Annotated in this window: 18 protein-coding genes and 1 pseudogene; 6 read left to right on the top strand and 13 right to left on the bottom strand. The window is 72.7% G+C overall.

The annotated features are described in order from the left end of the window. Positions 1 to 71: 71 nt before the first annotated feature. Both purU and QMF80_RS33440 read right to left on the bottom strand, forming a co-directional pair. Positions 72 to 947 (bottom strand): formyltetrahydrofolate deformylase, encoded by an 876-nt coding sequence (gene purU, locus QMF80_RS33445; RefSeq protein ID WP_283460294.1) that lies wholly within the window; start codon positions 945 to 947, stop codon positions 72 to 74. A 49-nt stretch (positions 948 to 996) separates the two neighbouring features. Further along, positions 997 to 1443 carry an SCO4402 family protein gene (locus QMF80_RS33440; protein WP_283460323.1) on the bottom strand — a complete coding sequence of 149 codons (447 nt, stop codon included), beginning with the start codon at positions 1441 to 1443 and terminating at the stop codon, positions 997 to 999. Positions 1444 to 1634: 191 nt separating this feature from the next. Between QMF80_RS33440 and QMF80_RS33435 the strand changes: the two genes are divergently transcribed. Next, positions 1635 to 2990 (top strand): ABC transporter substrate-binding protein, encoded by a 1356-nt coding sequence (locus QMF80_RS33435; RefSeq protein WP_283460292.1) that lies wholly within the window; start codon positions 1635 to 1637, stop codon positions 2988 to 2990. 65 nt (positions 2991 to 3055) lie between these two features. On the opposite strand, the gene QMF80_RS33430 is transcribed toward QMF80_RS33435, so the two are convergent. Further along, positions 3056 to 4477, bottom strand: a complete 1422-nt coding sequence (locus QMF80_RS33430; RefSeq protein WP_283460290.1) for a hypothetical protein — start codon at positions 4475 to 4477, stop codon at positions 3056 to 3058. A gap of 71 nt (positions 4478 to 4548) precedes the next feature. After that, a complete protein-coding gene (locus QMF80_RS33425; protein ID WP_283460288.1) occupies positions 4549 to 5931 on the bottom strand; it encodes an NsdA family TPR-like regulatory protein in 1383 nt (460 codons plus the stop codon). 289 nt (positions 5932 to 6220) lie between these two features. On the opposite strand from QMF80_RS33425, the gene QMF80_RS33420 reads away from it, so the two are divergent. From QMF80_RS33420 to QMF80_RS33410, 3 genes are all read left to right on the top strand, one after another. Then, positions 6221 to 6907: a bifunctional DNA primase/polymerase gene (locus QMF80_RS33420; RefSeq protein ID WP_283460321.1), complete on the top strand. Its 687-nt coding sequence runs from the start codon at positions 6221 to 6223 to the stop codon at positions 6905 to 6907. Between the two features lie 154 nt (positions 6908 to 7061). Next, a complete protein-coding gene (locus QMF80_RS33415; RefSeq protein ID WP_283460287.1) occupies positions 7062 to 7880 on the top strand; it encodes an ABC transporter ATP-binding protein in 819 nt (272 codons plus the stop codon). Positions 7881 to 7954: 74 nt separating this feature from the next. Beyond that, positions 7955 to 9583, top strand: a complete 1629-nt coding sequence (locus QMF80_RS33410) for a transporter (RefSeq protein ID WP_283460285.1) — start codon at positions 7955 to 7957, stop codon at positions 9581 to 9583. Between the two features lie 50 nt (positions 9584 to 9633). Here QMF80_RS33410 and QMF80_RS33405 read toward each other — a convergent pair whose 3' ends face one another. Continuing rightward, positions 9634 to 10566: an alpha/beta fold hydrolase gene (locus tag QMF80_RS33405; protein ID WP_283460283.1), complete on the bottom strand. Its 933-nt coding sequence runs from the start codon at positions 10564 to 10566 to the stop codon at positions 9634 to 9636. A 248-nt stretch (positions 10567 to 10814) separates the two neighbouring features. Continuing rightward, positions 10815 to 11507 carry an iron-dependent transcriptional repressor DtxR gene (locus QMF80_RS33400; RefSeq protein ID WP_283460281.1) on the bottom strand — a complete coding sequence of 231 codons (693 nt, stop codon included), beginning with the start codon at positions 11505 to 11507 and terminating at the stop codon, positions 10815 to 10817. Positions 11508 to 11719: 212 nt separating this feature from the next. On the opposite strand from QMF80_RS33400, the gene QMF80_RS33395 reads away from it, so the two are divergent. Then, positions 11720 to 12475: an SIS domain-containing protein gene (locus QMF80_RS33395; protein WP_283460280.1), complete on the top strand. Its 756-nt coding sequence runs from the start codon at positions 11720 to 11722 to the stop codon at positions 12473 to 12475. Positions 12476 to 12533: 58 nt separating this feature from the next. On the opposite strand, the pseudogene QMF80_RS33390 reads toward QMF80_RS33395, so the two are convergent. Both QMF80_RS33390 and pdxH read right to left on the bottom strand, forming a co-directional pair. Beyond that, positions 12534 to 13762: pseudogene (locus QMF80_RS33390) on the bottom strand (PAS domain-containing protein). Positions 13763 to 14252: 490 nt separating this feature from the next. After that, entirely contained in the window at positions 14253 to 14876 is a 624-nt protein-coding gene (gene pdxH, locus QMF80_RS33385) for a pyridoxamine 5'-phosphate oxidase (RefSeq protein ID WP_283460320.1), read from the bottom strand. A gap of 239 nt (positions 14877 to 15115) precedes the next feature. Here pdxH and QMF80_RS33380 point away from each other — a divergent pair, with 239 nt between their 5' ends. Further along, positions 15116 to 16216: a citrate synthase 2 gene (locus QMF80_RS33380; RefSeq protein ID WP_283460278.1), complete on the top strand. Its 1101-nt coding sequence runs from the start codon at positions 15116 to 15118 to the stop codon at positions 16214 to 16216. Between the two features lie 113 nt (positions 16217 to 16329). Here the strand turns inward: QMF80_RS33380 and QMF80_RS33375 are convergent, their stop codons facing one another. The 5 genes from QMF80_RS33375 to QMF80_RS33355 are packed head-to-tail and all read right to left on the bottom strand — an operon-like array spanning position 16330 to position 22534. After that, the gene (locus tag QMF80_RS33375) at positions 16330 to 17007 is read right to left on the bottom strand and encodes a TetR/AcrR family transcriptional regulator (protein ID WP_283460275.1); all 678 of its coding nucleotides are present in this window, start codon (positions 17005 to 17007) and stop codon (positions 16330 to 16332) included. After that, on the bottom strand, positions 16995 to 17732 hold the full coding sequence (locus QMF80_RS33370) for an enoyl-CoA hydratase family protein (protein WP_283460272.1): 738 nt from the start codon (positions 17730 to 17732) through the stop codon (positions 16995 to 16997). The genes QMF80_RS33375 and QMF80_RS33370 overlap by 13 nt, the downstream gene beginning before the upstream one ends. Before the next feature lie 40 nt (positions 17733 to 17772). Then, positions 17773 to 18951 carry an acyl-CoA dehydrogenase family protein gene (locus QMF80_RS33365; protein WP_283460270.1) on the bottom strand — a complete coding sequence of 393 codons (1179 nt, stop codon included), beginning with the start codon at positions 18949 to 18951 and terminating at the stop codon, positions 17773 to 17775. Then, on the bottom strand, positions 18948 to 20927 hold the full coding sequence (locus tag QMF80_RS33360; protein ID WP_283460268.1) for an ATP-binding protein: 1980 nt from the start codon (positions 20925 to 20927) through the stop codon (positions 18948 to 18950). Before QMF80_RS33360 ends, QMF80_RS33365 begins: the two co-directional genes overlap by 4 nt. A gap of 8 nt (positions 20928 to 20935) precedes the next feature. Further along, complete coding sequence (locus tag QMF80_RS33355) at positions 20936 to 22534, bottom strand: acyl-CoA carboxylase subunit beta (RefSeq protein WP_283460318.1); 1599 nt, start codon at positions 22532 to 22534, stop codon at positions 20936 to 20938. Positions 22535 to 22567 lie beyond the last annotated feature (33 nt).

Raw genomic sequence — 22567 nt, 5'->3', positions numbered from 1 at the left:
GATATGCCCCGGCCGGAGGCCGGATGCCGGCGCGGCCACGGACACGGGCGGCCCAGGGGCGGGGCGAGGGGTCAGGCGAAGACGACCGTGCGGGTGCCGTTCAGGAGGACCCGGTGTTCGCTGTGCCACTTCACGGCCCGCGCCAGCGCCTGGCACTCCACGTCCCGCCCCACCGCCACCAGCTGGTCCGGCGTCACCTCGTGCCCCACCCGCTCGACCTCCTGCTCGATGATCGGCCCCTCGTCGAGGTCGGCCGTCACGTAGTGCGCGGTGGCTCCGATCAGCTTCACGCCCCGCGCGTGCGCCTGGTGGTACGGCTTCGCGCCCTTGAAGCTGGGCAGGAACGAGTGGTGGATGTTGATGATCCGCCCGCTCAGTTCCCTGCACAGGGTGTCCGACAGCACCTGCATGTACCGCGCGAGCACCACCAGCTCGACGTTGCGCGTCCGCACCAGCTCCAGCAGCTGCGCCTCCGCCTCCGCCTTCGTGTCCTTGGTCACCGGAATGTGCACGAACGGCACGTCGTACGAGCCGACCAGCTCGGCGAAGTCGGTGTGGTTGGAGACCACGGCCGCGATCTCGACCGGCAGCGCCCCGATCCGCGAGCGGAACAGCAGGTCGTTCAGGCAGTGCCCGAACTTCGACACCATCAGCACGATCCGCATCCGCTCGTCCGAGCGGTGGATCTGCCAGTCCATCCGGAACGAGTCGCCGATGGCCGCGAAACTGGCCCGCAGCTTCTCGACCGTCACCGGCGGCGTCGCCGAGAAGTGGACCCGCATGAAGAACAGGCCCGTGTCGTGGTCGCCGAACTGACGGCTGTCCTCGATGTTGCACCCGGTCATGAACAGGTAACTGGACACGGCGTGCACAATGCCCTGCTTGTCCGGGCAGGACAGGGTCAGGACGTACTGCTGGGGCTCGTTCTGCTGCGGGTCGTCGCTCATGACCGCAAAGACTTTCACATGCGCACCGGGCCCCGGCACGCGCGCCGCCTCAGGCGGACCGGGTGAGGATCCGCAGGACCTCCAGCGAGCGGGGCCGCGCGTCCGGATCGTCCCCGTCGGCCACCGACAGCCGTACGTGCGCCTCGCGCGCCGCGCGGACCGCCTCGGGCCAGGCGTGGTGCTCCAGGTAGACGGAGACGGGGGCGTCCGGGCCCACCTGGTGCAGGATCCGCAGCACCCGCAGGACGGCGAGGTCCACGAGGGCCGCCTCCTGCGCGTCGCGGAATATCGTGCCGACGTACTTGTCGGCGGACCAGTTGTCGAGCCAGGTGTCCTCGACCAGCCGGTAGACGGCGTCGGTGACGTCCCCATGGCCTTCGAGGCCCGCCAGCCAGGTGTCCTCCTGGAAGGCGGGGTCGGAAAGCATGTGCAGAGCCGAGCGCACGTTGCTGCGCCAGCGCCACCACGGCATGTCGTTGAGGGGCATGCCGCCCATGGTGGAGGAGCGGCCGCCGCGGCGGGAAGAGTTCTTCGAACCTTGGGCGAATGTCACGCTTTCGATCGTACGTTCCCCTGCCTCGCGCCCCGCCCCCAGCCCGCCGGTCCCCCCGGTATTCACCTCGGTGTCACCGTGTGTTGTGGATACCTCACACTTCAGTTCCCCGCGAGGCGGAAGTGTTGCTGGCCATGACCGACTGGCGACACGCATCCGGCACCCCCACTCACCCCCGCCCCCGCGCGCCCCTGACCAGGGCGATCACCAGGGCGGTGACCACGGCGGCGAGCACGGTGGCGGGCGCGTGTCTGCTCGGCGGCTGCGGTCTGTTCCCCGGAGCCACGGGGGGCTCCGGGGCCACCCTCACCGTCATGACCTGGGCCCCCGAGGGCACCAAGGCCACCAACATGGGCGGCATGCCCGCCATGGCCAAGGCCTACGAGCGCTGGATCAACGCCAAGGGCGGCATCAACGGCCACAAGCTCCACGTCCTGACCTGCAACGAGCACAACACCGCCACCGGCGCCGCCGACTGCGCCCGGCAGGCCATCAACGCGAAGGCGGTGGCCGTCGTCGGCTCGTACAGCCAGTACGGGCGGGCCTTCATGGCCCCGCTGGAAGCCGAGGGCATCCCCTTCATCGGCGGCTACGGCGTCTCCGCCGAGGAGTTCCAGAGCACCCTGTCCTACCCCGTCAACGGCGGCCAGCCGGTGCTCCTCGCCGGAGCCGGGCGCCAGCTCGCCAAGGCCTGCGACGACGTGGCCCTCGTACGGCCGGACACGCTCGCGGGCGATTCCATGCCCATCCTGCTCAACGCGGGGTTCAAGGCGGTCAAACCGCAGCGCGAGGCCGCCGACGTCCGCGCGCCCGAGGACTCCGGAAACTACGCCGACCAGGCCCGCGAGGCGCTGGCCGAGGCGGGCAAGGCCAAGGGCAAGGACAAGACCGGGGCGGCAGCGGAGAAGGGGTGCGTGGCGGCCGTCCTCGGCGAGCGCACCGAGACGTTCTTCGACTCCTTCCGGCGCCTGGACACCGACGCGAAGAAGCCGCAGCTCTCCTCCGTGCTCGGCAGTGTCAGCCAGTCCCTGGTGGACCGCACCGGGGGCCGGGAGAGCCAGTTCGAGGGCGCCTACGTCACCAGCTGGTACCCGGTCTCGGGCGACCCGCTCTGGCAGCCGATGCGCAAGGTGATCGCCGAGAACGCCTTCGGCGACGACCGGGTCAACCCGGACGACACCGGCACCCAGACCACCTGGATCGCCTACTCCGTCCTCGCCGAGGTCGTGAAGCGCCTCGGCAAGGACGAGGACGTCACGGCGCGGACGATCGCCCGCGCCCTCAACCACTCCACGGGCGTCACGACGGGCGGCCTCACCCCCGACCTGAGCTGGCGCTACCAGGACATGCGGGCCGTCGGCGGCTTCCCCCGCATCGTGAACGGGAGGGTCACCTTCCAGATCGTCCAGGAAGGCCGACTCGTCGCGCAGCCCGGCGAGGCCACCACGGACATGATCCCGACCCTGGAACAGGCTCCCCGCTCCAGCTAGCTCGGCTCGGAGCCGCTCAGAGCCGTTCGGAGCCGTTCGGAGCCGTTGGAGTCTGCGCAGAGCCGTCAGAGCTGCGACTTGTCCCGTTTCGTTAGGCTGTACTGGGCCGCGATCTTGTTCCACATGGTCGCGGCCGACTCCTTGGCCTTGGTGGCCTCGCCGCTGGCCTTGTTGGCCTCGTTGGCGTTGGTGGTCACCTTTGCCTTGCCGTCCTTGCCGTCCTTGCAGGTCTTGCGGTCGCCCGCGGCCTCGTCCGCCCAGGACGCGTAGTACTGGTCCGCCGAACCCGACGCCTTCCAGGCCTTGCTGAGGGCCGCGGTCAGCTTCGCGTTGTCGGGCAGCTTGTCGGTCTTCAGCTCCTCCAGCTTGGTGACCAGCTCCTCGCGCTTGCGGGCCGCGTCACGCAGGTCGGCGGCCGCCTGGGCGAGGTTCTTGCAGCTCTTGACGTCGTCCACGGCGCGGATCACCGTCGCCCGGCTGTCGTTGCTGTCCGCGAGCACCTTGTCGAGCTGTACGGCCTGACCCCGCGCCGGGTCCACCGGCGCCTCGTCCGCCGGGGGCGAAGCCGAACCGGAACCGGCGGGCTTGCTCGGGGTGTCCACCGCCGCCGGGTCGTTGTTCTGGGCCTTGCCGTCACCGAGCAGGGACCCCACCCCCAGCCCGACCACGGCGAGCGCGACCACGGCGGCCGCGATGACCGCGGGCGACACCTTGCGCCCGGTCTCCTCCGGCGGAGGCGGCGGGGGCTGGAACTGCTGGCCCGGCTGGAACGGCGCCTGCCGCTGGGCGTGCTGGAACTGCGGGGGCGGTCCCTGCTGGAACTGCTGGGGCTGCTGGAACTGCGGCTGCGGCTTCGGGCGGCGCTGCTGGAACGGGGGCGCGGGCGGCGGCGCCTGGCTGCGCACCGGCTCCTGGACGGGCGGCAGCACCTGCGTGTGCCCCTGGTCGTCGCCGTAGTCGTGGCCCTGGCCATTGGTCTGGCCCTCGCCGCGGAAGAGCCCGTCGAACACGTCCGGCGGGCCCGGCTGGACCGGCGGTATGTACTGCGTCGCCGCCTCGTTCATCCCGGGCACGGGACCGGGACCGGGCCCGGCCGGCACGGGCGGGATGTACTGGGTCGCCGCCTCCATGTGCCCCGGAGCGGCCGGTACCGGCGGTATGTACTGCGTCGGCGCCTCCATGTGCCCCGGAGCGGCCGGTACCGGCGGTATGTACTGCGTCGGCGCCTCCACCGGGCCCGGGTGCGCCGGGACCGGCGGGATGTACTGGGTCTCCGCGTCCGGCAGCGGCGGGTAGCCGTAGCCGTGCGGGGCGCCGGGGCCCTCGTACCCCGGTCCCAGGACGTGGCCGGGCGGCGGCACGTCCTGGGGCGGGTAGCCGTACCCGTACACGGGGGGCTCGTGCGCGGGGGGCTCGTGCGCGGGGGGCTCGTGCGCGGGGGGCTCCGCGGGGTGCCGCGAGTCGCCGCCTTGTCCGCTCTGCGTCACCGGGACTCCTTCTCCGACCGTCCGAACCTACGGAACCGTCGGTCACGCTACCCGGTCACCCCCCGTGTCCGTCACGCCACCTGGGTCTCCAGCCGTGCGCTGAACTCCCTTACCGCCGCTTCCTCCCGGTACGGATCCAGCCGCGCCCGGAAGTCGTCCAGGTAGGCCGAGCCCCGGTTCGAGCGCAGTCCCGCCAGGAGCTCGACGGCTTGGGCGGCCGTGTGGCAGCCCTGTTCGATCTCCCGCCGCTGCACCTGCGAGGTCGCCAGGAGCAGCATCCCGATGGCCCGCCTGCGGGCCTTGGTCTGCGGCAGCGCCCGCAACGCCTCCGCCGCCCGCCGCCCGGCGGCGTCCGCCTGCCCCAGGTCGCGGTGGCAGTGGGCCAGCTCGTCGGCGAGGTACGCCTCGTTGAAGTGCTGGATCCACACCGGGTCGTCCCCGGACTCCGGCTCGGCGCGCTCCAGCGCGGTCACGGCCCGCGAGGACAGCACCGCCGTGGCCCGGGCGTCGCCCAGCAGCGCGTGCCCGCGCGCCTCGGCCGCGTAGAACATGGCCTCCGCGCGCGGGGTGACCTGCCCGCGCGTCCCCTCCTGCGCGGCCCGCGCGAGCTGGGCGATCTCCCGGGGATTGCCCAGCTCGGCCGCGAGGTGACTCATGGACGCGGCCAGTACGTAGCCGCCGTACGCGCGGTCGCCCGCCGCCTGGGCCAGGCGCAGGGCCTGGATGTAGTAGCGCTGGGCGAGCCCGGGCTGCCCGGTGTCCACCGCCATGTAGCCGGCGAGTTCGGTGAGCCGGGCCACGGCCGCGAAGAGCGCCCGGCCCACGGGCTCCCGGTAGGAGCCACCGATCAGCCCCGACACCACGCTGTTGAGGTAGTGCACGACCACGGGCCGCACGTGCCCGCTGCCGAAGCGGTGGTCGAGCTCGGTCAGGGCGTCGGTGGTGGCCCGTACCGCCTCGACGTCGGACATCCCGACGCGCGAGCCGCCCGTACGGGCCACCTGGGCGTCGGCCCCGGTGATCAGCCAGTCGCGGCTGGGCTCGACGAGCGCGGAGGACGCCACCGTCGAACCGGACAGGAAGTCCCGGCGGCCCACGTCGCTGCGCCACAGTTCGCAGACCTGCTCGATGGCGCCGATGACGGTCGGGGAGAACTGGAGGCCGACGCCCGAGGCGAGGTTCTTGCCGTTGGCCATGCCGATCTCGTCGATGGTGACGGTCCGGCCGAGTTTGCGGCCGAGGGCCTCGGCGATGATCCCCGGAGCCCGGCCGCGCGGCTGCTGTCCACGCAGCCAGCGGGCCACGGACGTCTTGTCGTAGCGGAGATCGAGGCCGTGTTCCGCGCCGCACATGTTGACGCGACGGGCGAGGCCGGCGTTGGAGCAACCGGCTTCCTGGATGAGTGCCTGCAACCGTTCGTTCGGCTGGCGGGCGACGAGAGGCCTGGCTGCCATGAGAAAACCCCCTGCTGGCCGCGGGTGATCGTGCTTATGATCACTTCCCGGCTGATGTGCGAAGAATGCGGAACGCCACCCGGAACATGGTGAGTCGTACCTACTCGTACCCAGTCGTCACGTGGGTGAGGGACCGCAGCTCTCCGGCTGCTGCCAGTTGTCGTTACCCACCCCCCGGCCCCCGGTCCCCCGCGCGCCCCCGCCCATGCACCGGTGCGCCCCACGTGCAGGATCGATGCTCCCTCGACCGGCGGGTTTACGCCCGTAACTCCCCGTGACAGCGGGAGTTGTGATGGTCGTGGAAGAGACCATCGGAGTCACGGAGACCGCGCCCATCCCCCAGCAGCGCGGTGAACTGCTGCTGGACCATGCCGTGCGGTACGCGGAAGAGCGGCACTGGGACGTGTTCGCGGGTACCTGGCTGGAGCCCGGGGACGGCCGGGAGGTGTGTTCCTGCGGGGTCGAGGCCTGCGAGAGGCCGGGCGCACACCCCTCGGTGAAGGAGTGGGCGGCGCTGGCCTCCGGCAGTGCGGTGCGCGTGCGCCAGCTCTGGTCCCGCAGCCCGGGGGCCTCGATCCTGCTGCCGACCGGCCGGACCTTCGACGCGATCGACGTGCCCGAGGTGTCCGGCTTCCTGGCGCTGGCCCGGCTGGAGCGCCTCGGGCTCACCATCGGGCCCGTCACCGCGGCCCCCGACCGGCGGATGCAGTTCTTCGTCCTGCCGGGCGCCGGGGCCAAGCTCCCCGACCTGCTGCGCAAGCTGGGCTGGCAGCCCGCCTCCCTGGACCTGGTCGCGCGCGGCGAGGGGGACTACGTCGCCGCCCCGCCCACCCGGTACGGCGGCCGGGGTCAGGTGCAGTGGGTGCGGCGGCCCACGCCGGCGAACCGCTGGCTGCCCGACACCGAGGAGCTGATCGACGCGCTCGCCTACGCGTGCGGGCGCGAGGCGGCGGCGGCCCGGGCCCGGCGCGGCTGAAGGACGCGCCCTCCGGTACGTCGGGCTCCGTACGTCGGGCTCCGTACGTCGGGCTCCGTACATTCGGCTCGGTACATTCGGCTCTACGGCTGCCACCGCCTGTCCTCGTAAGGTGATCCGCGACCCACGGGGACAGAACGAGAGGCAGGGCGCGATGCCGGACCAGGCATGCGCGACGGGGGACAGGGCATCGGTTGCCGCCCCCGCCGTACGGATTCAAGGTTTGTGGAAGCGGTTCGGCGATCAGATCGCGGTCCGCGGGATCGATCTGGAACTGCCCGCGGGGCAGTTCATCGGTCTGGTCGGGCCCAACGGGGCCGGAAAGACGACCACCTTGTCGATGGTGACCGGGCTGCTGCGCCCGGACCAGGGCCGGGTGGAGGTCGCCGGACATGACGTATGGCAGGACCCGGTTCAGGTGAAGTCCCGGATCGGGGTGCTGCCGGAGGGCCTGCGGCTCTTCGAGCGGCTGTCGGGCCGGGAACTGCTCGGGTACATGGGCCGGTTGCGGGGGCTGCCGGGCGACGAGACCGACAAGCGCGCGACGCAGCTGCTGGACGTCCTGGACCTGGCGGGCTCGCAGCACAAGCTGGTCGTCGACTACTCGACCGGCATGCGCAAGAAGATCGGGCTGGCCGCGGCGCTGCTACACAACCCCGAAGTGCTCTTTCTGGACGAGCCGTTCGAGGGCGTGGACCCGGTATCGGCGCAGACCATCCGAAAGGTGCTGGAACGTTACACCGCGTCCGGGGCCACCGTGGTGTTCTCCTCCCACGTGATGGAGCTCGTCGAGTCGCTGTGCGACTGGGTCGCGGTGATGGCGGCCGGGCAGATCCGCGCGGCGGGCCCGCTGGCCGACGTACGCGGCGGCGCGCCCAGCCTGCAGGACGCCTTCCTCCAGCTGGTCGGCGCGCAGGGGCACGACGCCGGCGACTCGCTGGACTGGCTCGGCGGCGGAACGGCGTCCCGGTGAGCGCGGGTACGGCGTCCAGCCCGCCCGGTGCGGCGGGTGGGCCCGGTGCGACGGGCGCGGCGGGTGGGCCCGGAGTGACGGGTGCGGCGGGTGCGGCCACCGGGACCGTTCAGGTCTCGCTCACGCCCGTCTTCGTCCGGCTCAAGCTGTCGCTGCTGCGCAACGGCCTCAAGGGCTCGTCGAAGCGGAAGTTCGCCTACCTCAGCACGCTGGTCCTGGCGCTCGGCGTCGGCGTGCTCCAGATGATCGGCCTGGCGGTGCTGCACGGCAACGCGCACGCGGGCACCGTCGTCGTGCTGCTCGCCGCGATCCTGGCCCTGCTCTGGTCCGTGATGCCGCTGTTCTTCCCCAGCGGGGACGAGACCCTCGACCCGACCCGACTGGTGATGCTGCCGCTGCGGCCCCGGCCGCTCGTACGGGCCCTGCTGGCCTCCTCGCTCGTCGGGATCGGGCCGCTCTTCACGCTCTGTCTGGCCGTCGGCTCGGTGGTCGCGGTGGCCCAGGGCCCGGCGGGCGCGGTCGCGGCCGTCCTCGGGGTGCCGCTGCTGCTGCTCGGCTGCGTGGTCCTGGCGCGGGTCGTGGCCACCGCCAACGTCCGGCTGCTGACCAGCCGCAAGGGCCGTGACCTGGCGCTGCTCAGCGGCCTGCTGATCGCGATCGGCGCCCAGGTCGCCAACTTCGCCAGCCAGCGGCTGTCCCAGGCGGGCGGCCTGAGCACGCTGGAACCCGCCGAGGCCGTGGTGCGCTGGCTGCCGCCCGCCACCGCCGTCGGCATGGTGGACTCGGTCAGCCGGGGCTCGTACGCCGTCGCCGCGGCGCAGCTCGTCCTGACCGTCGGGGCGATCGCGCTGCTGCTGTGGTTCTGGGAGCGCGGCCTGACCAAGCTGATGGTCACCCCGGACGGCTCGACCATCGCGGCGGCCGAGCCGAAGAAGGGCCGGGGCGAGGGCACGTCGGGGGTGTGGTCGCTGCTGCCCGACGGCCGTACGGGCGCGGTCATGCAGCGCACCCTGCGCTACATCGTCCGCGACCCCAAGATGAAGTCGGCGTGGGTGAGTTCGCTGGCCGTCGGCCTGATCATCCCGGTCGCCAACGCGCTCCAGGGGCAGGGCTCGGTGTACCTCGCCTGCTTCGGCGCGGGGATGCTGGGCGTACAGATGTACAACCAGTTCGGGCAGGACACCTCGGCATTCTGGATGGTCGCCCAGACCATCTCGACCCCGCGGGACGCCTACGCCGAGCTGCGCGCCCGAGCCTTCACGCTGGCCCTGATCACCGTCCCGTACACGGTGCTCGTGACCGTGGTGACGGCGGCGATGGTGGGCGACTGGGCCGCGCTGCCGGAGGTACTGGGCCTGGCCCTGGCCCTGCTGGGCGCGATGCTGTGCTCGGGGGCGCTGGCTTCGGCGCGGTTCCCGTACTCCATCCCGACCGACGGCGCGTTCAAGAACGTCGCCCCCGGCCAGGCCGGCCTCGCCTGGATGGGCATCTTCGGCGGCATGCTGGCCTCGGCCCTGCTGTGCGCGCCGCTGATCGCGCTGACGATCTGGCTCCACGTCTCGGGCCCGCAGAGCGCCCTGTGGCTCCTCCTCCCCCTGGGCGCCGCCTGGGGCACCCTGGCCACCTGGGCGGGCCTGCGCCTGTCCGCCCCCACGGTCTCCCGCCGCCTCCCGGAAATCCTGACGGCGGTCAGCAAGGGCTGAGCCGCCGGCCCCGCCGCCCCGGGCTGACCCGGGGTGGCGGGCTGGGTGGGTCAACGGGCCGGGGTCTTCAGGGCGTCCAGGAAGGGTTCCAGGGCGGCGCGCCAGGCCGTTGGCTGGTCGTAGTGCAGGTAGTGGCCGGCGTCGGCGATCTCCGCGTACTCCCCGGCGGGCAGTACGCGGACCATCTCCTGTGCTTCGGCCCGCCCCAGTTCGCCGTCCAGGCCGCGGACCACCAGCGTCGGGCAGCGCACCAGCGCCAGTTCCTCCCAGTGCGCGTCGTGGACCCAGGTCTCCCGGGCGGTGAGCATCTGCTGGCGGGAGAACACGGGACGCCAGCCGTCGGCCGTCTGCTGCATCACCTCGGCGAAGAAGGCTCCGCGCCCGGGGTCCGGGCGTTCCACCCGGGGGTCGTCCTCGCCGAACCAGCGGCGGGCGGCGTCCTGGGTGGGGAACGGCAGGGGCCAGTGGTGGAACCATTCCTCCCACTCCTGCTGCGAGGCCGCGCCGAGGGCGGAGGCACGCATGTCGCAGATGACCAGGGCCCGGACGAGGTCGGGGCGTCGGGCGGCGAGCTGCCAGGCGGTGAGCGCGCCCATGGAGTGGCCGATCAGGATGACGGGGCCCAGGCCGAGCTGCTCGACCGCGGCCTCGGCGTCGGCCACGAAGGCCTCACGCGTGTACGGGCCGTGCTCCGGGCGCTCGCTCTGCCCGTGACCCCGCTGGTCGAGGGCGACCACGCGGCGCCGCTCGGCGAGCCAGCGGGCGGTGCCGGCCCAGTGGAAGGCCCGGCCCATCAGCCCGTGGAGTAAGAGCACACCAGGACCCGAGCCGGGATCCGGCCCCGGCTCCGAGCCCGCCCCGGACGCCGCGCCGGAGTCCAGGGCCTCACGCGGGCCCGGGACGTCCGCGGGGGCGTGCTCCCGGAACTCCCAGGCGGCCAGGCGTACGCCGTCGGACCCCGTTACATCGAAGCGCTGTACCACCGCAGATGCACCCCCTTCGCTCCCCACCAGACTATCGAACCCGCATTCGAAGACAGGCTTCTCGACGACAACACCACTCTTTCGAATGACCTTGCTCAAGGATTGGCCGGCGCTGCCGAGGGGAGATCTTCAACGGGAGGCGGGCCGCTCGGGGAAGACGGTCCGTGGGGATGACCTTGAGAGCTCGGGGCTCCAGGTCACACAGGGGAGGACCGGTCCCGGCGCCGCGAGGCGCCGGGACCACTCCGTCACCGCTTGGCCACGAACACGTGCGAGGCGACCTCCGACTCCAGCTCGGCGGCCTCGCCGCCACTGCCGACCAGGACCCCGCCCGGCGACTCCGTCACGCTGACCACCGAGCCGGGCTGTACGCCCGCCCGCCGCAGCGTGTACATGAGCTGCGCGTCCGTCTGGATCGGCTCACCGATCCGGCGCACGACCACGGTCTTGCCCTCGGCGCCCGGATCCAGCTCCGCCAGGCTCACCATGCCCTCGTCGAGGAACGGGTCCGCCTCGGCCTTCTCGCCCAGCTCCTCCAGACCCGGGATCGGGTTTCCGTACGGCGACTCGGTCGGGTGACGCAGCAGCTCCAGCACCCGCCGCTCCACCGCTTCGCTCATCACGTGCTCCCAGCGGCAGGCCTCGGCGTGCACATGCTCCCATTCGAGCCCGATGACGTCGACGAGGAGACACTCGGCCAGCCGGTGCTTGCGCATCACGCGCGTGGCCAGCCGCCGCCCTTCCTCCGTCAGCTCCAGGTGCCGGTCACTGGCGACGGCCACCAGGCCGTCACGCTCCATGCGCGCCACCGTCTGGCTGACCGTCGGGCCGCTCTGATCGAGCCGCTCTGCGATCCGGGCGCGCATGGGGACCACACCTTCCTCTTCCAGCTCGAGGATGGTGCGGAGATACATCTCCGTGGTATCGATCAGTCCGGACATTCGTGCCCCTCGGGATATCGTGCGCTGGCCCTGCACTCAATTCTGACGCATCCGGCCGACAACCGTCCCGTACCGGAGGCCAAGGGCCGGTGCGGAAGCTCCCGCGGGCCGCTCCTCATGGGATTGACGTTCGTATTGACACGCCCTTGGTCCAGACCGCACGGTGAGCGGCGGACACGGACGCACCCCATCTCTGGAAGGGCCCTCGGCGTATGAGCGAGAGCAAGCTGGCCGGTCAGTTCTTCGATGCCGCCATCGGCCTCCTGGAGCGGGTGCGGGACGAGGAGTCGTCCGGTATCGCCGAGGCCGGTTCGGTGATCGCAGAGGCGGTCGCGGCCGGCAACCGGCTCTTCGCCTTCGGCGCCGGGCACTCCTCGCTGCCCGCGATGGACGTGGTCTACCGGGCCGGCGGGCTCGCCCTGATGAACTTCCTCGCCGTTCCCGGCACCGCCGGGATCGATGTCATGCCCGCGACGCTCGGCAGCGCGCTGGAGCGGGTGGACGGCCTGGCCGCGGCGGTCCTGGACAGCAGCCCGGCCGCCGACGGCGACGTCCTCGTGATCATCTCCCTCTCCGGGCGCAACGCGCTGCCCGTCGAGATGGCGATGAACGCGCGTGCGATCGGCATGAAGGTGATCGGCGTGACCTCGGTGGCGTACGCGACGGAAACCCGCTCGCGGCACGCCTCGGGGTCCTTCCTGAAGGACCACTGCGACGTCGTCCTCGACAGCAAGATCGCGGTGGGTGACGCGGAGCTGAGCGTGGCGGGGATCGACGCGCCGTTCGCCCCGGCGTCGACGGTCGTGACCAGCGCGATCATGCAGGCCGTGATGGCGGCGGCGGCCGGTGACCTCGTCGCGCGGGGCGTCGAGCCGCCGATGCTGCGGTCGGGGAACGTCGACGGCGGGCACGAGTGGAACGGGCGCGTGATGCAGGAGTACGGCGACCGGATCTTCTTCCGCCACTAGTGCCGCCCGCTGCGGGCCGACGCCGCGACCCGGCACACCTTCCCGGCCACAGCACTAGCTACTCGGGAAAAGGCAGGTCGGCGGCCACCCGGGAGGCGACCTCTTCGGCGTACGCGGCGTCCGCGCGGTCGAACGGCGGGCGCGACGGGCCCCGCAGGAACGTCAGGATCCCCACGCTCCGGCCCCGGCACCGCATCACCGTGCACAGCACGTGCGCCGCGCCCTCCGGCCACTGGCGGGCCCGGGCCCAGCCCTGCGCCGCCGCCCCCCGCGGCGCGCTCGTGCGGACCGAGCCGAGCCGGTCCAGCGCCTGGAAGGCCGGGTGCCCCGGCTCGTAGCGCACCGGAATCGTCCCCGGCGCGGGCACGGTCCCCGACGGGGACACGGCCGAGCGGACCAGGCGCACCCCGTCCGCCGCCAGTACGTCGATCAGCGCGTGCTCGGCGAACCCGGCCAGCGCGTAGTCCAGCCGGACCGACGCCGCCTCCGCCGGGTCCTCGCACTCCCCCGCCGCCCGGCCCGACCGGTGCAGCTGCTGGGAGCGGAACCGCAGCTGCGCGGTGTCCAGCTCCGCCTGCCGGGCCTCGGTGATGTCCTGGAACAGCCAGCCGACCCCCAGCGGCACCGGCTCCTCCGCCAGCGGCGAGGCCAGCCTCAGGAAGCCGCTGCGCCAGCAGCGGCGACGTACGCCCGCGGCCGTCCGTACCGACACCCACAGCTCCACCGGCCCGGGCGGCGCCCCCTCGGCCAGTACGTGCTGGAGCGCGCCCTCCAGCTCCTCCACGCCCTCCGCGAGCAGCTCCCCGAGCGGCCGTCCCAGCAGCACGGTGCGCCCGGACCCGAAGGCGGTCGCGGCCTGCGCGTTGACCACGGCTGGCCGCAGGTCCACATCGACCAGCACCACCCCCCACGAGGCGTCGTCCATCAGCGCCTCGCTGAGCGCGATGGACCGCTCCAGGTCGATCTGCGCGTGCACCTCGCTGAACGCGCAGTACACCCCGGCCGGTTTCCCGTCCGCGCCCGGCACTCCGGCCGACTGGGTCCGTACGAGCACCCGCCCGCCGTCCTTGGTCAGCAGGGCGAACTCGTGCACCTGCCGTCCCGGCACGTGCTGCGCGGCCATCAGCCTGGCTTCGACGTCCTGCGCGTCGGCGGCCCTCGCCGCCCATCCGGCGAATCCGCGCCGCCCACCGCCTCGGCGGCCGACCAGCCCAGGATCCGTTCGGCCTCACGGTTCCAGTGGGTGACCACGCCGTCGGCGTCGAACGCGCAGAGTGCCGCGTCCATCCCGTCCAGCAGCGCGGCGAGCAGATCGTCGGTGGTCTCGTTCCGTCCGAAAGCACTCACCTGGGACCCCCTGCAGGTGTTCGCGTGTACGGCACGTCAGATCATTGAACTGGAACGTGACGCAGCCCACACCGGATTCCGCGGATTCCCCCCGAATAAATCGGTTGAGGCGCGCGGGAGGTCGTCCTAGGCTCTGCCGTACACGAGAAGGGAGGTGGTTCCGGAAATGTCTGGTAACCGGACGCGTGAGGTGACTGCGGGCTAGCGCCCGTCGTCGTACGCACCCAGTAGTGCAGTGTGCCGACGGAGTCGCCGGCGCCCATCCCAAGCAGTCACCCGACCCGCGGGCTCGCCGGTACGTCCGGCCGGCTTCTCTCACTGCAGGAGAGAAACCCGAGCCCGCGGGTCGTCTGCGTACCCGCGGGTCGTCTGCGTACCCGCGGGTCGTCTGCGTACCCGCGGGTCGTCTGCGTACCCGCGGCCCGCGGCCCTACGGGCAGAGGCGCTCCACGCGCCACGTCGCGCCGTCGCCGACGTACCTCAGCCGGTCGTGCAGGCGGTTCTCATGGCCCTGCCAGAACTCCATCTCCCGCGGCACGACCCGCACCCCGCCCCACTCCGGCGGTACGGGCACCTGCTCGCCCTCCGGATAGCGCTCGGCGAGTTCCGCGTACCGCCGGTCCAGCTCGGCGCGCGAGCCGATCACCCGGGACTGCTCGCTCGCCCAGGCGCCCAGCTGCGAACCGTGCGGCCGCGAGCGGAAGTACGCGGCGGTCTCGTCCCGGCCGATCCGCTCGGCGCTGCCGCTCACCAGGACCTGGCGGGCGAGCGGGTGCCAGGGGAAGAGCAGGCTCGCGTACGGGTTCGCGGCGAGTTCCGTGCCCTTGCGGGAGCCGTAGTTGGTGAAGAAGACGAAGCCTCGCTCGTCGAACCGCTTGAGCAGCACCGTGCGGGAGCTGGGCCGTCCGTCGGGCGTCGCCGTCGAGACGATCATCGCGTTCGGCTCGAACAGGCCCGCGTCGGCGGTCTGGCGGAACCACTGCGCGAACTGTTCCATGGGGTCCGCGGCGAGGGTGTCCTCGGCGAGGATCTCCGAGCGGTACTGCATCCGCATGACGGCTGGGTCAAGGTCCTTGTCTGTCACCCCGCCATCCTGCCGCAGGACGACTTCGCGGGGTGTGCCGTATGTCACGCTTCCGCAGGCCTTCCCCAGCGGACAAAATCTTGGGGCCGGTACGCGGGTCCCCGGGAGGGTGACCAACGGCCGCGCCGGGCATCAACGGGGATGACCGCGCCGGACCGCGAATCACGCCGGGAGCCGCGCGTGTTCGCATCTATATGAGGAGCCGCCTGATGTCCGATTTCGTACCCGGACTCGAAGGGGTCGTCGCGTTCGAGACCGAGATCGCCGAGCCCGACAAGGAAGGCGGATCGCTCCGCTACCGCGGCGTCGACATCGAAGACCTGGTCGGTCACGTGTCCTTCGGGAACGTGTGGGGCCTGCTGGTCGACGGTGCGTTCAACCCGGGCCTGCCCGCCGCCGAGCCCTTCCCGATCCCCGTGCACTCCGGGGACATCCGCGTCGACGTACAGTCCGCGCTCGCGATGCTGGCCCCCGTGTGGGGCCTCAAACCGCTGCTCGACATCGACGAGGCGACCGCCCGCGACGACCTGGCGCGCGCGGCCGTGATGGCCCTGTCGTACGTCGCCCAGTCCGCCCGCGGCCAGGGCCTGCCGATGGTGCCGCAGAGCGAGATCGACAAGGCCGACTCGGTCGTCGAGCGGTTCATGATCCGCTGGCGGGGCGAGCCCGACCCCAAGCACGTCAAGGCCGTCGACGCGTACTGGACCTCGGCCGCCGAGCACGGCATGAACGCCTCCACCTTCACCGCCCGGGTCATCGCGTCCACGGGCGCCGACGTCGCGGCCGCCCTGTCGGGGGCCGTCGGCGCCATGTCCGGCCCGCTGCACGGCGGGGCGCCCTCCCGGGTGCTGGGCATGATCGAGGAGATCGAGCGCAGCGGCGACGCCGTGGCGTACGTGAAGAAGGCCCTGGACAAGGGCGAACGCCTGATGGGCTTCGGGCACCGCGTCTACCGCGCCGAGGACCCGCGCGCCCGCGTGCTGCGCCGTACGGCCAAGGAGCTGGACGCGCCGCGCTACGAGGTGGCGGCGGCGCTGGAGAAGGCCGCCCTGGAGGAGCTGCACGCGCGGCGCCCCGACCGGGTGCTCGCGACGAACGTGGAGTTCTGGGCCGCGATCATGCTGGACTTCGCGGAGGTCCCGGCGCACATGTTCACGTCCATGTTCACCTGCGCCCGTACGGCGGGCTGGTCGGCGCACATCCTGGAGCAGAAGCGCACGGGCCGCCTGGTCCGTCCCTCGGCGCGGTACATCGGCCCGGGCACCCGGGAGCCGCAGGCGGTCGAGGGGTACGCCGACATCGCGGGGTAGAGCGCGCGGTGGCCGGCCCGGTCGGCCGGGTTCGCCCGGTCGGCGCGGTCGGCGCGGTCACGCGGCTCGCCCGGTCGGCCCGGTTCGGCCCGGGCCCTCGGCGCGTCCGCCGGTCAGTGGTCCGGGGACGGGCCGCCGACCGGGGCCGCCGGCGCGGGGGCCAGGGCGGTGTCCAGGATGAGCGCCCACTGGGCGACCACCCGGGCCCGGCGGGCGGTGTCGTCGGTGAGGACGTTCGCCAGGCCCAGCCCGCGGGCCATGTCCAGGAAGCCCTGGACGGTCTCCCGCACCCCGGGCACGGACTCGTCGGCGCCCAGCAGTTCCACGGCGATCCGGTGGGTCTCGCGGCCGACCCGGGCCTCCAGCTCGGTGACCGGGGGCCGCAGCTGCTCCTCGTTCGAGGCGGCCACCCACAGCTGGAGCGCGGCCCTGAACAGGGCGCCCGTGTACAGGTCCACCACGGCCCGGACCACTTCGGCGCGCGGCGCCGGGCCCGTCTGGAACAGCTCGCGCAGAGCGCTGGAGCGTTCCTCGGCGACGTACTGGACGGCGGCCGTGAACAAGGCCTCGCGGGTCGGGAAGTGGTGCTGCGCCGCGCCCCGGGAGACCCCGGCGCGCTCGGCGACGACGGCGACGGTGGAGCCCGCCCAGCCGTGTTCGGCCAGGCAGGAGACGGCCGCCTCCAGGAGGTGGCGGCGGGTGACCCGGCTACGGGCCTGCTTGGGCCCCTCGCTCTGGCGCGACCCGCTCTGGCGGGCGCCGCTCTGCTGCCCGTCGCTCACGACGTCCATGACGGGTCCCGGCGCTCGAAGAGGGCGGTGATGCCCTCGCGGGCCTCGGCGGAGGCGAACAGGGACGCGGACAGCCCGGTCAGTCGCTCCCCGTCCCGGTCCAGGGCCGCCCGTACCGGCGCGGTGACCAGCGCCTTCGACTCGGCCAGCCCTTGCGGGGAGGCTCTGCGCAGACCCGCGAGCACCGGTTCGAGGGCCTGGTCGACATCGTCGGCGTGCAGGGTGAGCAGCCCGATGCGGGCGGCCTCGGCCGGTCCGAAGCGTTCGGCGGTGAGGAAGTAGCGCGCCGCGGCCCGCGGGTCGAGCCGGGGCAGCAGCGGGATCGAGATCACCGCCGGGGCCAGGCCCAGGTGGCTCTCGGTGAAGGCGTACGTGGACCCCGGCCCGGCGGCGGCGATGTCGCAGGCGCCGAGCACCCCCAGGCCCCCGGCCCGGACGTGCCCGGTGACCCGGGCGACGACCGGCTTCGCCAGCTCGGCCAGCTCCCGCAGCAGGGCCAGGAACTCGCCGGGGGCGCAGGGGTTCTTCAGGTCGGCACCGGCGCAGAAGGTGCCGCCGGTGTGGGTCAGGACGAGTGCCCGGACCGCCGGGTCCGCGCCCGCCGCGACGAGGGCCGCGCGCAGCTCGCCGACGAGTTCCGCGGAGAGCGCGTTGCGGTTGGCGGGCGAGTCGAGCGTGAGGGTGGTGATGCCGCGGGCGTGCGCGGATCCGACGAGCGGGGTCATGTCCGTTCCTCCGGCCCTTTCCGTTCCTCTGCGTGGTGGGCTAGTACGACTTGGGCAGGCCCAGGGTCTGGTGCGAGACGAAGTTGAGGATCATCTCGCGGCTGACGGGTGCGATGCGGGCCACCCGGGAGGCGGTGATGAGGGAGGCGAGTCCGTATTCGCGGGTGAGGCCGTTGCCGCCCAGGGTGTGGACGGACTGGTCCACCGCCTTCACGCAGGCCTCGGCGGCAGCGTACTTGGCCATGTTGGCTGCTTCTCCCGCGCCCATGTCGTCCCCGGCGTCGTAGAGGTGGGCCGCCTTCTGCATCATCAGGCGGGCCAGCTCCAGTTCGATGTGGGCGGCGGCGAGGGGGTGGGCCACCGCCTGATGGGCGCCGATGGGCTCTTTCCACACCTGCCGGGTCTTGGCGTAGTCGACGGCCCTGGCGAGGGCGTAGCGGCCCATGCCGATGGCGAAGGCGGCGGTCATGACGCGTTCGGGGTTGAGTCCGGCGAAGAGCTGGAGCAGGCCCGCGTCCTCGTCGCCGACCAGGGCGTCGGCGGGCAGCCGTACCTCGTCGAGGACCAGTTCCCACTGCTTCTCGGCGGCCTGGAGTTCCATCTCGATGAGTGAGCGGGTGAAGCCGGGGGTGTCGCGCTCCACGATGAACAGGCAGGGCTTGAGCCGTCCGGTGCGGGCGTCCTCGGCGCGGCCGACGATCAGGGTGGCGTCGGCGATGTCCACGCCCGAGATGAAGACCTTGCGGCCGGTCAGCACCCAGTCCTCGCCGTCGCGGCGGGCGGTGGTGGTGATGCGGTGGGAGTTGGAGCCGGCCTCGGGCTCGGTGATGCCGAAGGCCATGGTGCGGCTGCCGTCGGCGAGGCCGGGGAGCCAGGCCCGCTTCTGGGCTTCGGTGCCGAAGCGGGCGATGACCGTGCCGCAGATGGCGGGCGAGACCACCATCATCAGCAGCGGACAGCCCGCGGCGCCGAGTTCCTCCAGCACTATGGAGAGTTCGGCGATGCCGCCGCCTCCGCCGCCGTACTCCTCGGGCAGGTTGACCCCGAGGTAGCCGAGCTTGGCGGCGTCGGCCCACAGCTCGTCGGGGTGGCGGCCCTCGCGGGCGATCCGGGCGAGGTAGTCGCGGCCGTAGCGCTTCCCGAGGGCCGCGACGGCCGCGCGCAGGGCCTGGTGTTCTTCGGATTCCACAACGGAGGGGGTCACAACGACGTTGCTCATGCGGGCGGTTCCTCCTGGACTACGGCGAGCAGGGCGCCGAATTCGACCTGGCGGCCGAGGGCGGCGTGGAGCGCGGTGAGCGTGCCGGAGGCGGGCGAGACGATGCGGTGCTCCATCTTCATGGCCTCCAGCCAGAGCAGGGGCTGCCCGGCGGTGACGGCGGAGCCGGGGGCGAGGCCCTCGGCGATCCGGACGACGGTGCCGGGCATGGGGGCGAGCAGGGAGCCGGGTTCGGTGCGGTCCTGGGGGTCCGCGAACCGGGGCAGCCGGGTCAGGGTGTGCGCGCCGAGCGCGGAGTCGACGTACACCTCGGGGCTGTTCGATGTGTGTTTCACGTGAAACAGCCTTCGGACGCCGTCGACTTCGAGGGTCACCCGCTCCGGTTCGGCGGCCAGAACGCGCACCCCGGGCCGGTCCACGAGCTGGGGAGGCCCGCTGCGGGCCGGGCGGTAGCGGACCTCGTGGGTGGCGCCCGCGTGGGTGTAGGTCCGGCTCTGCGGCTGGGAGGGTACGTTGCGCCAGCCGCCGAGCCGGACGGCGAGCGGCGCGGCGGGCGCCGGGGCGGCCTCGGCGAGGGCGGCGGCCAGGGCGGAGAGCCCGGCGTCCGGCGCGGCGTCGGTGAGGGCGCCCAGGTACCGGTCGTAGAAGCCGGTGTCGAGGCGGGCGGCGACGAACTCCGGGTGCCGCAAGGACCGTACGAGCAGCTCCCGATTGGTGGTGAGGCCGTGGATCCGGGCCCGGTCCAGGGCGTGGGCGAGGGCGCGGACGGCTTCGGCGCGGGTGGGGGCGTGCGCGATGACCTTGGCCAGCATCGGGTCGTAGTGCACGCCGACGGTGTCGCCCCCGGCGAAGCCGGTGTCGACCCGGATCCCGGGCCCGGAGAGGGACAGGGTGTGCAGGGTTCCGGCCTGCGGGCGCCAGTCCTGGGCCGGATCCTCCGCGTACAGCCGGGCCTCGACGGCATGGCCGGCGGGGCGCGGCGGGTCCAGGGACAGCGCCTCGCCCTCGGCGATGCGCAGTTGGAGGGCGACCAGGTCGAGGCCGAAGACGGCTTCGGTGACGGGGTGTTCCACCTGGAGGCGGGTGTTCATCTCCAGGAAGTACGGGCGCCCGTCGGCGGTGACGAGGAACTCGACGGTGCCCGCGCCCCGGTAGGACACCGCGCGGGCGGCGGCGACGGCCGCCTCGTGCAGGTTCTCGCGCAGGCTTTCCGGCAGGGCGGGCGCCGGAGCCTCCTCGATGACCTTCTGGTGGCGGCGCTGGAGCGAGCAGTCGCGGGTGCCCAGCGCCCAGACCGTGCCGTGGGCGTCGGCGAGGACCTGCACCTCCACGTGACGGCCGCGCTCGACGTAGGGCTCGGCGAAGACCTCGTCGTCACCGAAGGCCGAACGGGCCTCGGCGCGGGCGGCCTCCAGCTCCTCCTTCAGGGAGTCGAGGTCGCGGACCACCCGCATCCCCCGGCCGCCTCCGCCCGCGGCGGCCTTCAGGAGCAGGGGCAGGTCGGCGGGCGCGGCACGGGCGGGGTCGACCGGTTCGAGCAGCGGCACCCCGGCGGCCCGCATCAGCTCCTTGGCCCGGGTCTTGGAGGCCATGGCCTCGATGGCCGCGGGCGGCGGCCCGATCCACACCAGGCCGGCGGCCTCCACCGCACGGGCGAAGGCGGCGTTCTCGGACAGGAACCCGTAGCCCGGGTGGACGGCGTCGGCGCCCGCCGCGAGGGCGGCCGCGATGATCAGGTCGCCGCGCAGGTAGGTATCGGCGGGCGCGGCCCCGGGCAGCCGGACGGCCGCGTCGGCCTCCCGGACGTGCAGCGCCCCGTCGTCGGGGTCTGAGTACACGGCGACAGTGGCCAGGCCCAGGGCGCGGGCGCTGCGGAAGATCCGCACGGCGATCTCGCCGCGGTTGGCGACCAGTACTGAGGTGAGCGGGTGACGCGGGTCGAGTGCGTCGAGTGGGTTGAGTGCGTGGAGATTCATGTGCGGGCTCACATCCGGAAGACGCCGAAGCCGCCGCGGGCGCCCTCGACGGGGGCGTTGTGGACGGCCGACAGGCACAGGCCGAGGATGGTGCGGGTGTCGCGCGGGTCGATGACCCCGTCGTCGTACAGCCGCCCGGACAGGAACATCGGCAGGGACTCCGCCTCGATCTGCTGCTCCACGAAGGCGCGCATCCCGGCGTCGGCCTCGTCGTCGTACGGCTGCCCCTTGGCGGCGGCCGAGGCGCGAGCCACGATCGACAGCACCCCGGCGAGCTGCTGCGGACCCATGACGGCGGACTTGGCGCCGGGCCAGGCGAAGAGGAAGCGGGGGTCGTAGGCGCGCCCGCACATCCCGTAGTGCCCGGCCCCGTAGGAGGCGCCGATCAGGACGGACAGGTGCGGGACCTTCGAGTTGGAGACAGCGTTGATCATCATCGAGCCGTGCTTGATGATCCCGCCCTGCTCGTACTCCTTGCCGACCATGTAGCCGGTGGTGTTGTGCAGGAAGAGCAGCGGAATGTCGCGCTGGTTGGCGAGCTGGATGAACTGGGCGGCCTTCTGCGACTCGGCGCTGAACAGCACGCCCTGGGCGTTGGCGAGGATGCCGACCGGGTAGCCGTGCAGACTCGCCCAGCCGGTGACCAGGCTCGTTCCGTACAGCGGCTTGAACTCGTCGAAGTCGGAGCCGTCGACCAGCCGGGCGATGACCTCGCGCGGGTCGAAGGGGGTCTTGAGGTCGGCCGGGACGATCCCGAGCAGCTCCTCGGCGTCGTGCAGCGGCTCCCGCGCCTTCGGCGGATCCGGGTGCGCCTTGCGGTGGTTCAGCCGGGCCACGATCCGGCGGGCCTGCCGGATCGCGTCCTCCTCGTCGAGGGCGTAGTAGTCGGCGAGGCCCGAGGTACGGGCGTGCATGTCGGCGCCGCCGAGGGACTCGTCGTCGCTCTCCTCGCCGGTCGCCATCTTGACCAGAGGCGGGCCACCGAGGAACACCTTCGACCGGTCCTTGATCATCACGGTGTGGTCGGACATGCCGGGGATGTAGGCGCCGCCCGCCGTGGAGTTGCCGAAGACGACCGCGACGGTGGGGATCCCGGCGGCCGACAGCCGGGTGATGTCGCGGAAGATCGCACCGCCCGGGATGAAGATCTCCTTCTGGGAGGGGAGATCGGCGCCGCCCGACTCGACCAGGCTGATGCAGGGCAGCCGGTTGGCGTGGGCGATCTCGTTGGCCCGCAGCGCCTTCTTGAGGGTCCAGGGGTTGGAGGCGCCGCCGCGCACGGTCGGATCGTTGGCGGTGACCAGGCACTCGACGCCCTCGACCGTACCGATGCCGGTGATCATGGAAGCGCCGACGGGGTAGTCGCTGCCCCAGGCCGCGAGCGGGGACAGCTCCAGGAACGGGGTGTCCGGATCGAGGAGCAGCTCGATCCGCTCCCGGGCGAGGAGCTTGCCGCGCGCCCGGTGGCGGGCCGTGTACTTCTCGCCGCCGCCCGCCAGGGCCTTGGCGTGCTCGGCGTCGAGGGCGGCGATGCGCTCCAGGGCGGCGGCCCGGTGCGCCTGGTGGTCGGGATCGCGGGTGTCGACGCTGCTGCCGAGCCGGGTCATGGGCGGCTCACCTCCGGAGGGGGCGGGGTGGTG

The organism is Streptomyces sp. G-G2, from assembly GCF_030063135.1.
Classification (GTDB): Bacteria; Actinomycetota; Actinomycetes; order Streptomycetales; family Streptomycetaceae; genus Streptomyces.
This window is presented reverse-complemented; position numbering and strand designations above follow the sequence as displayed.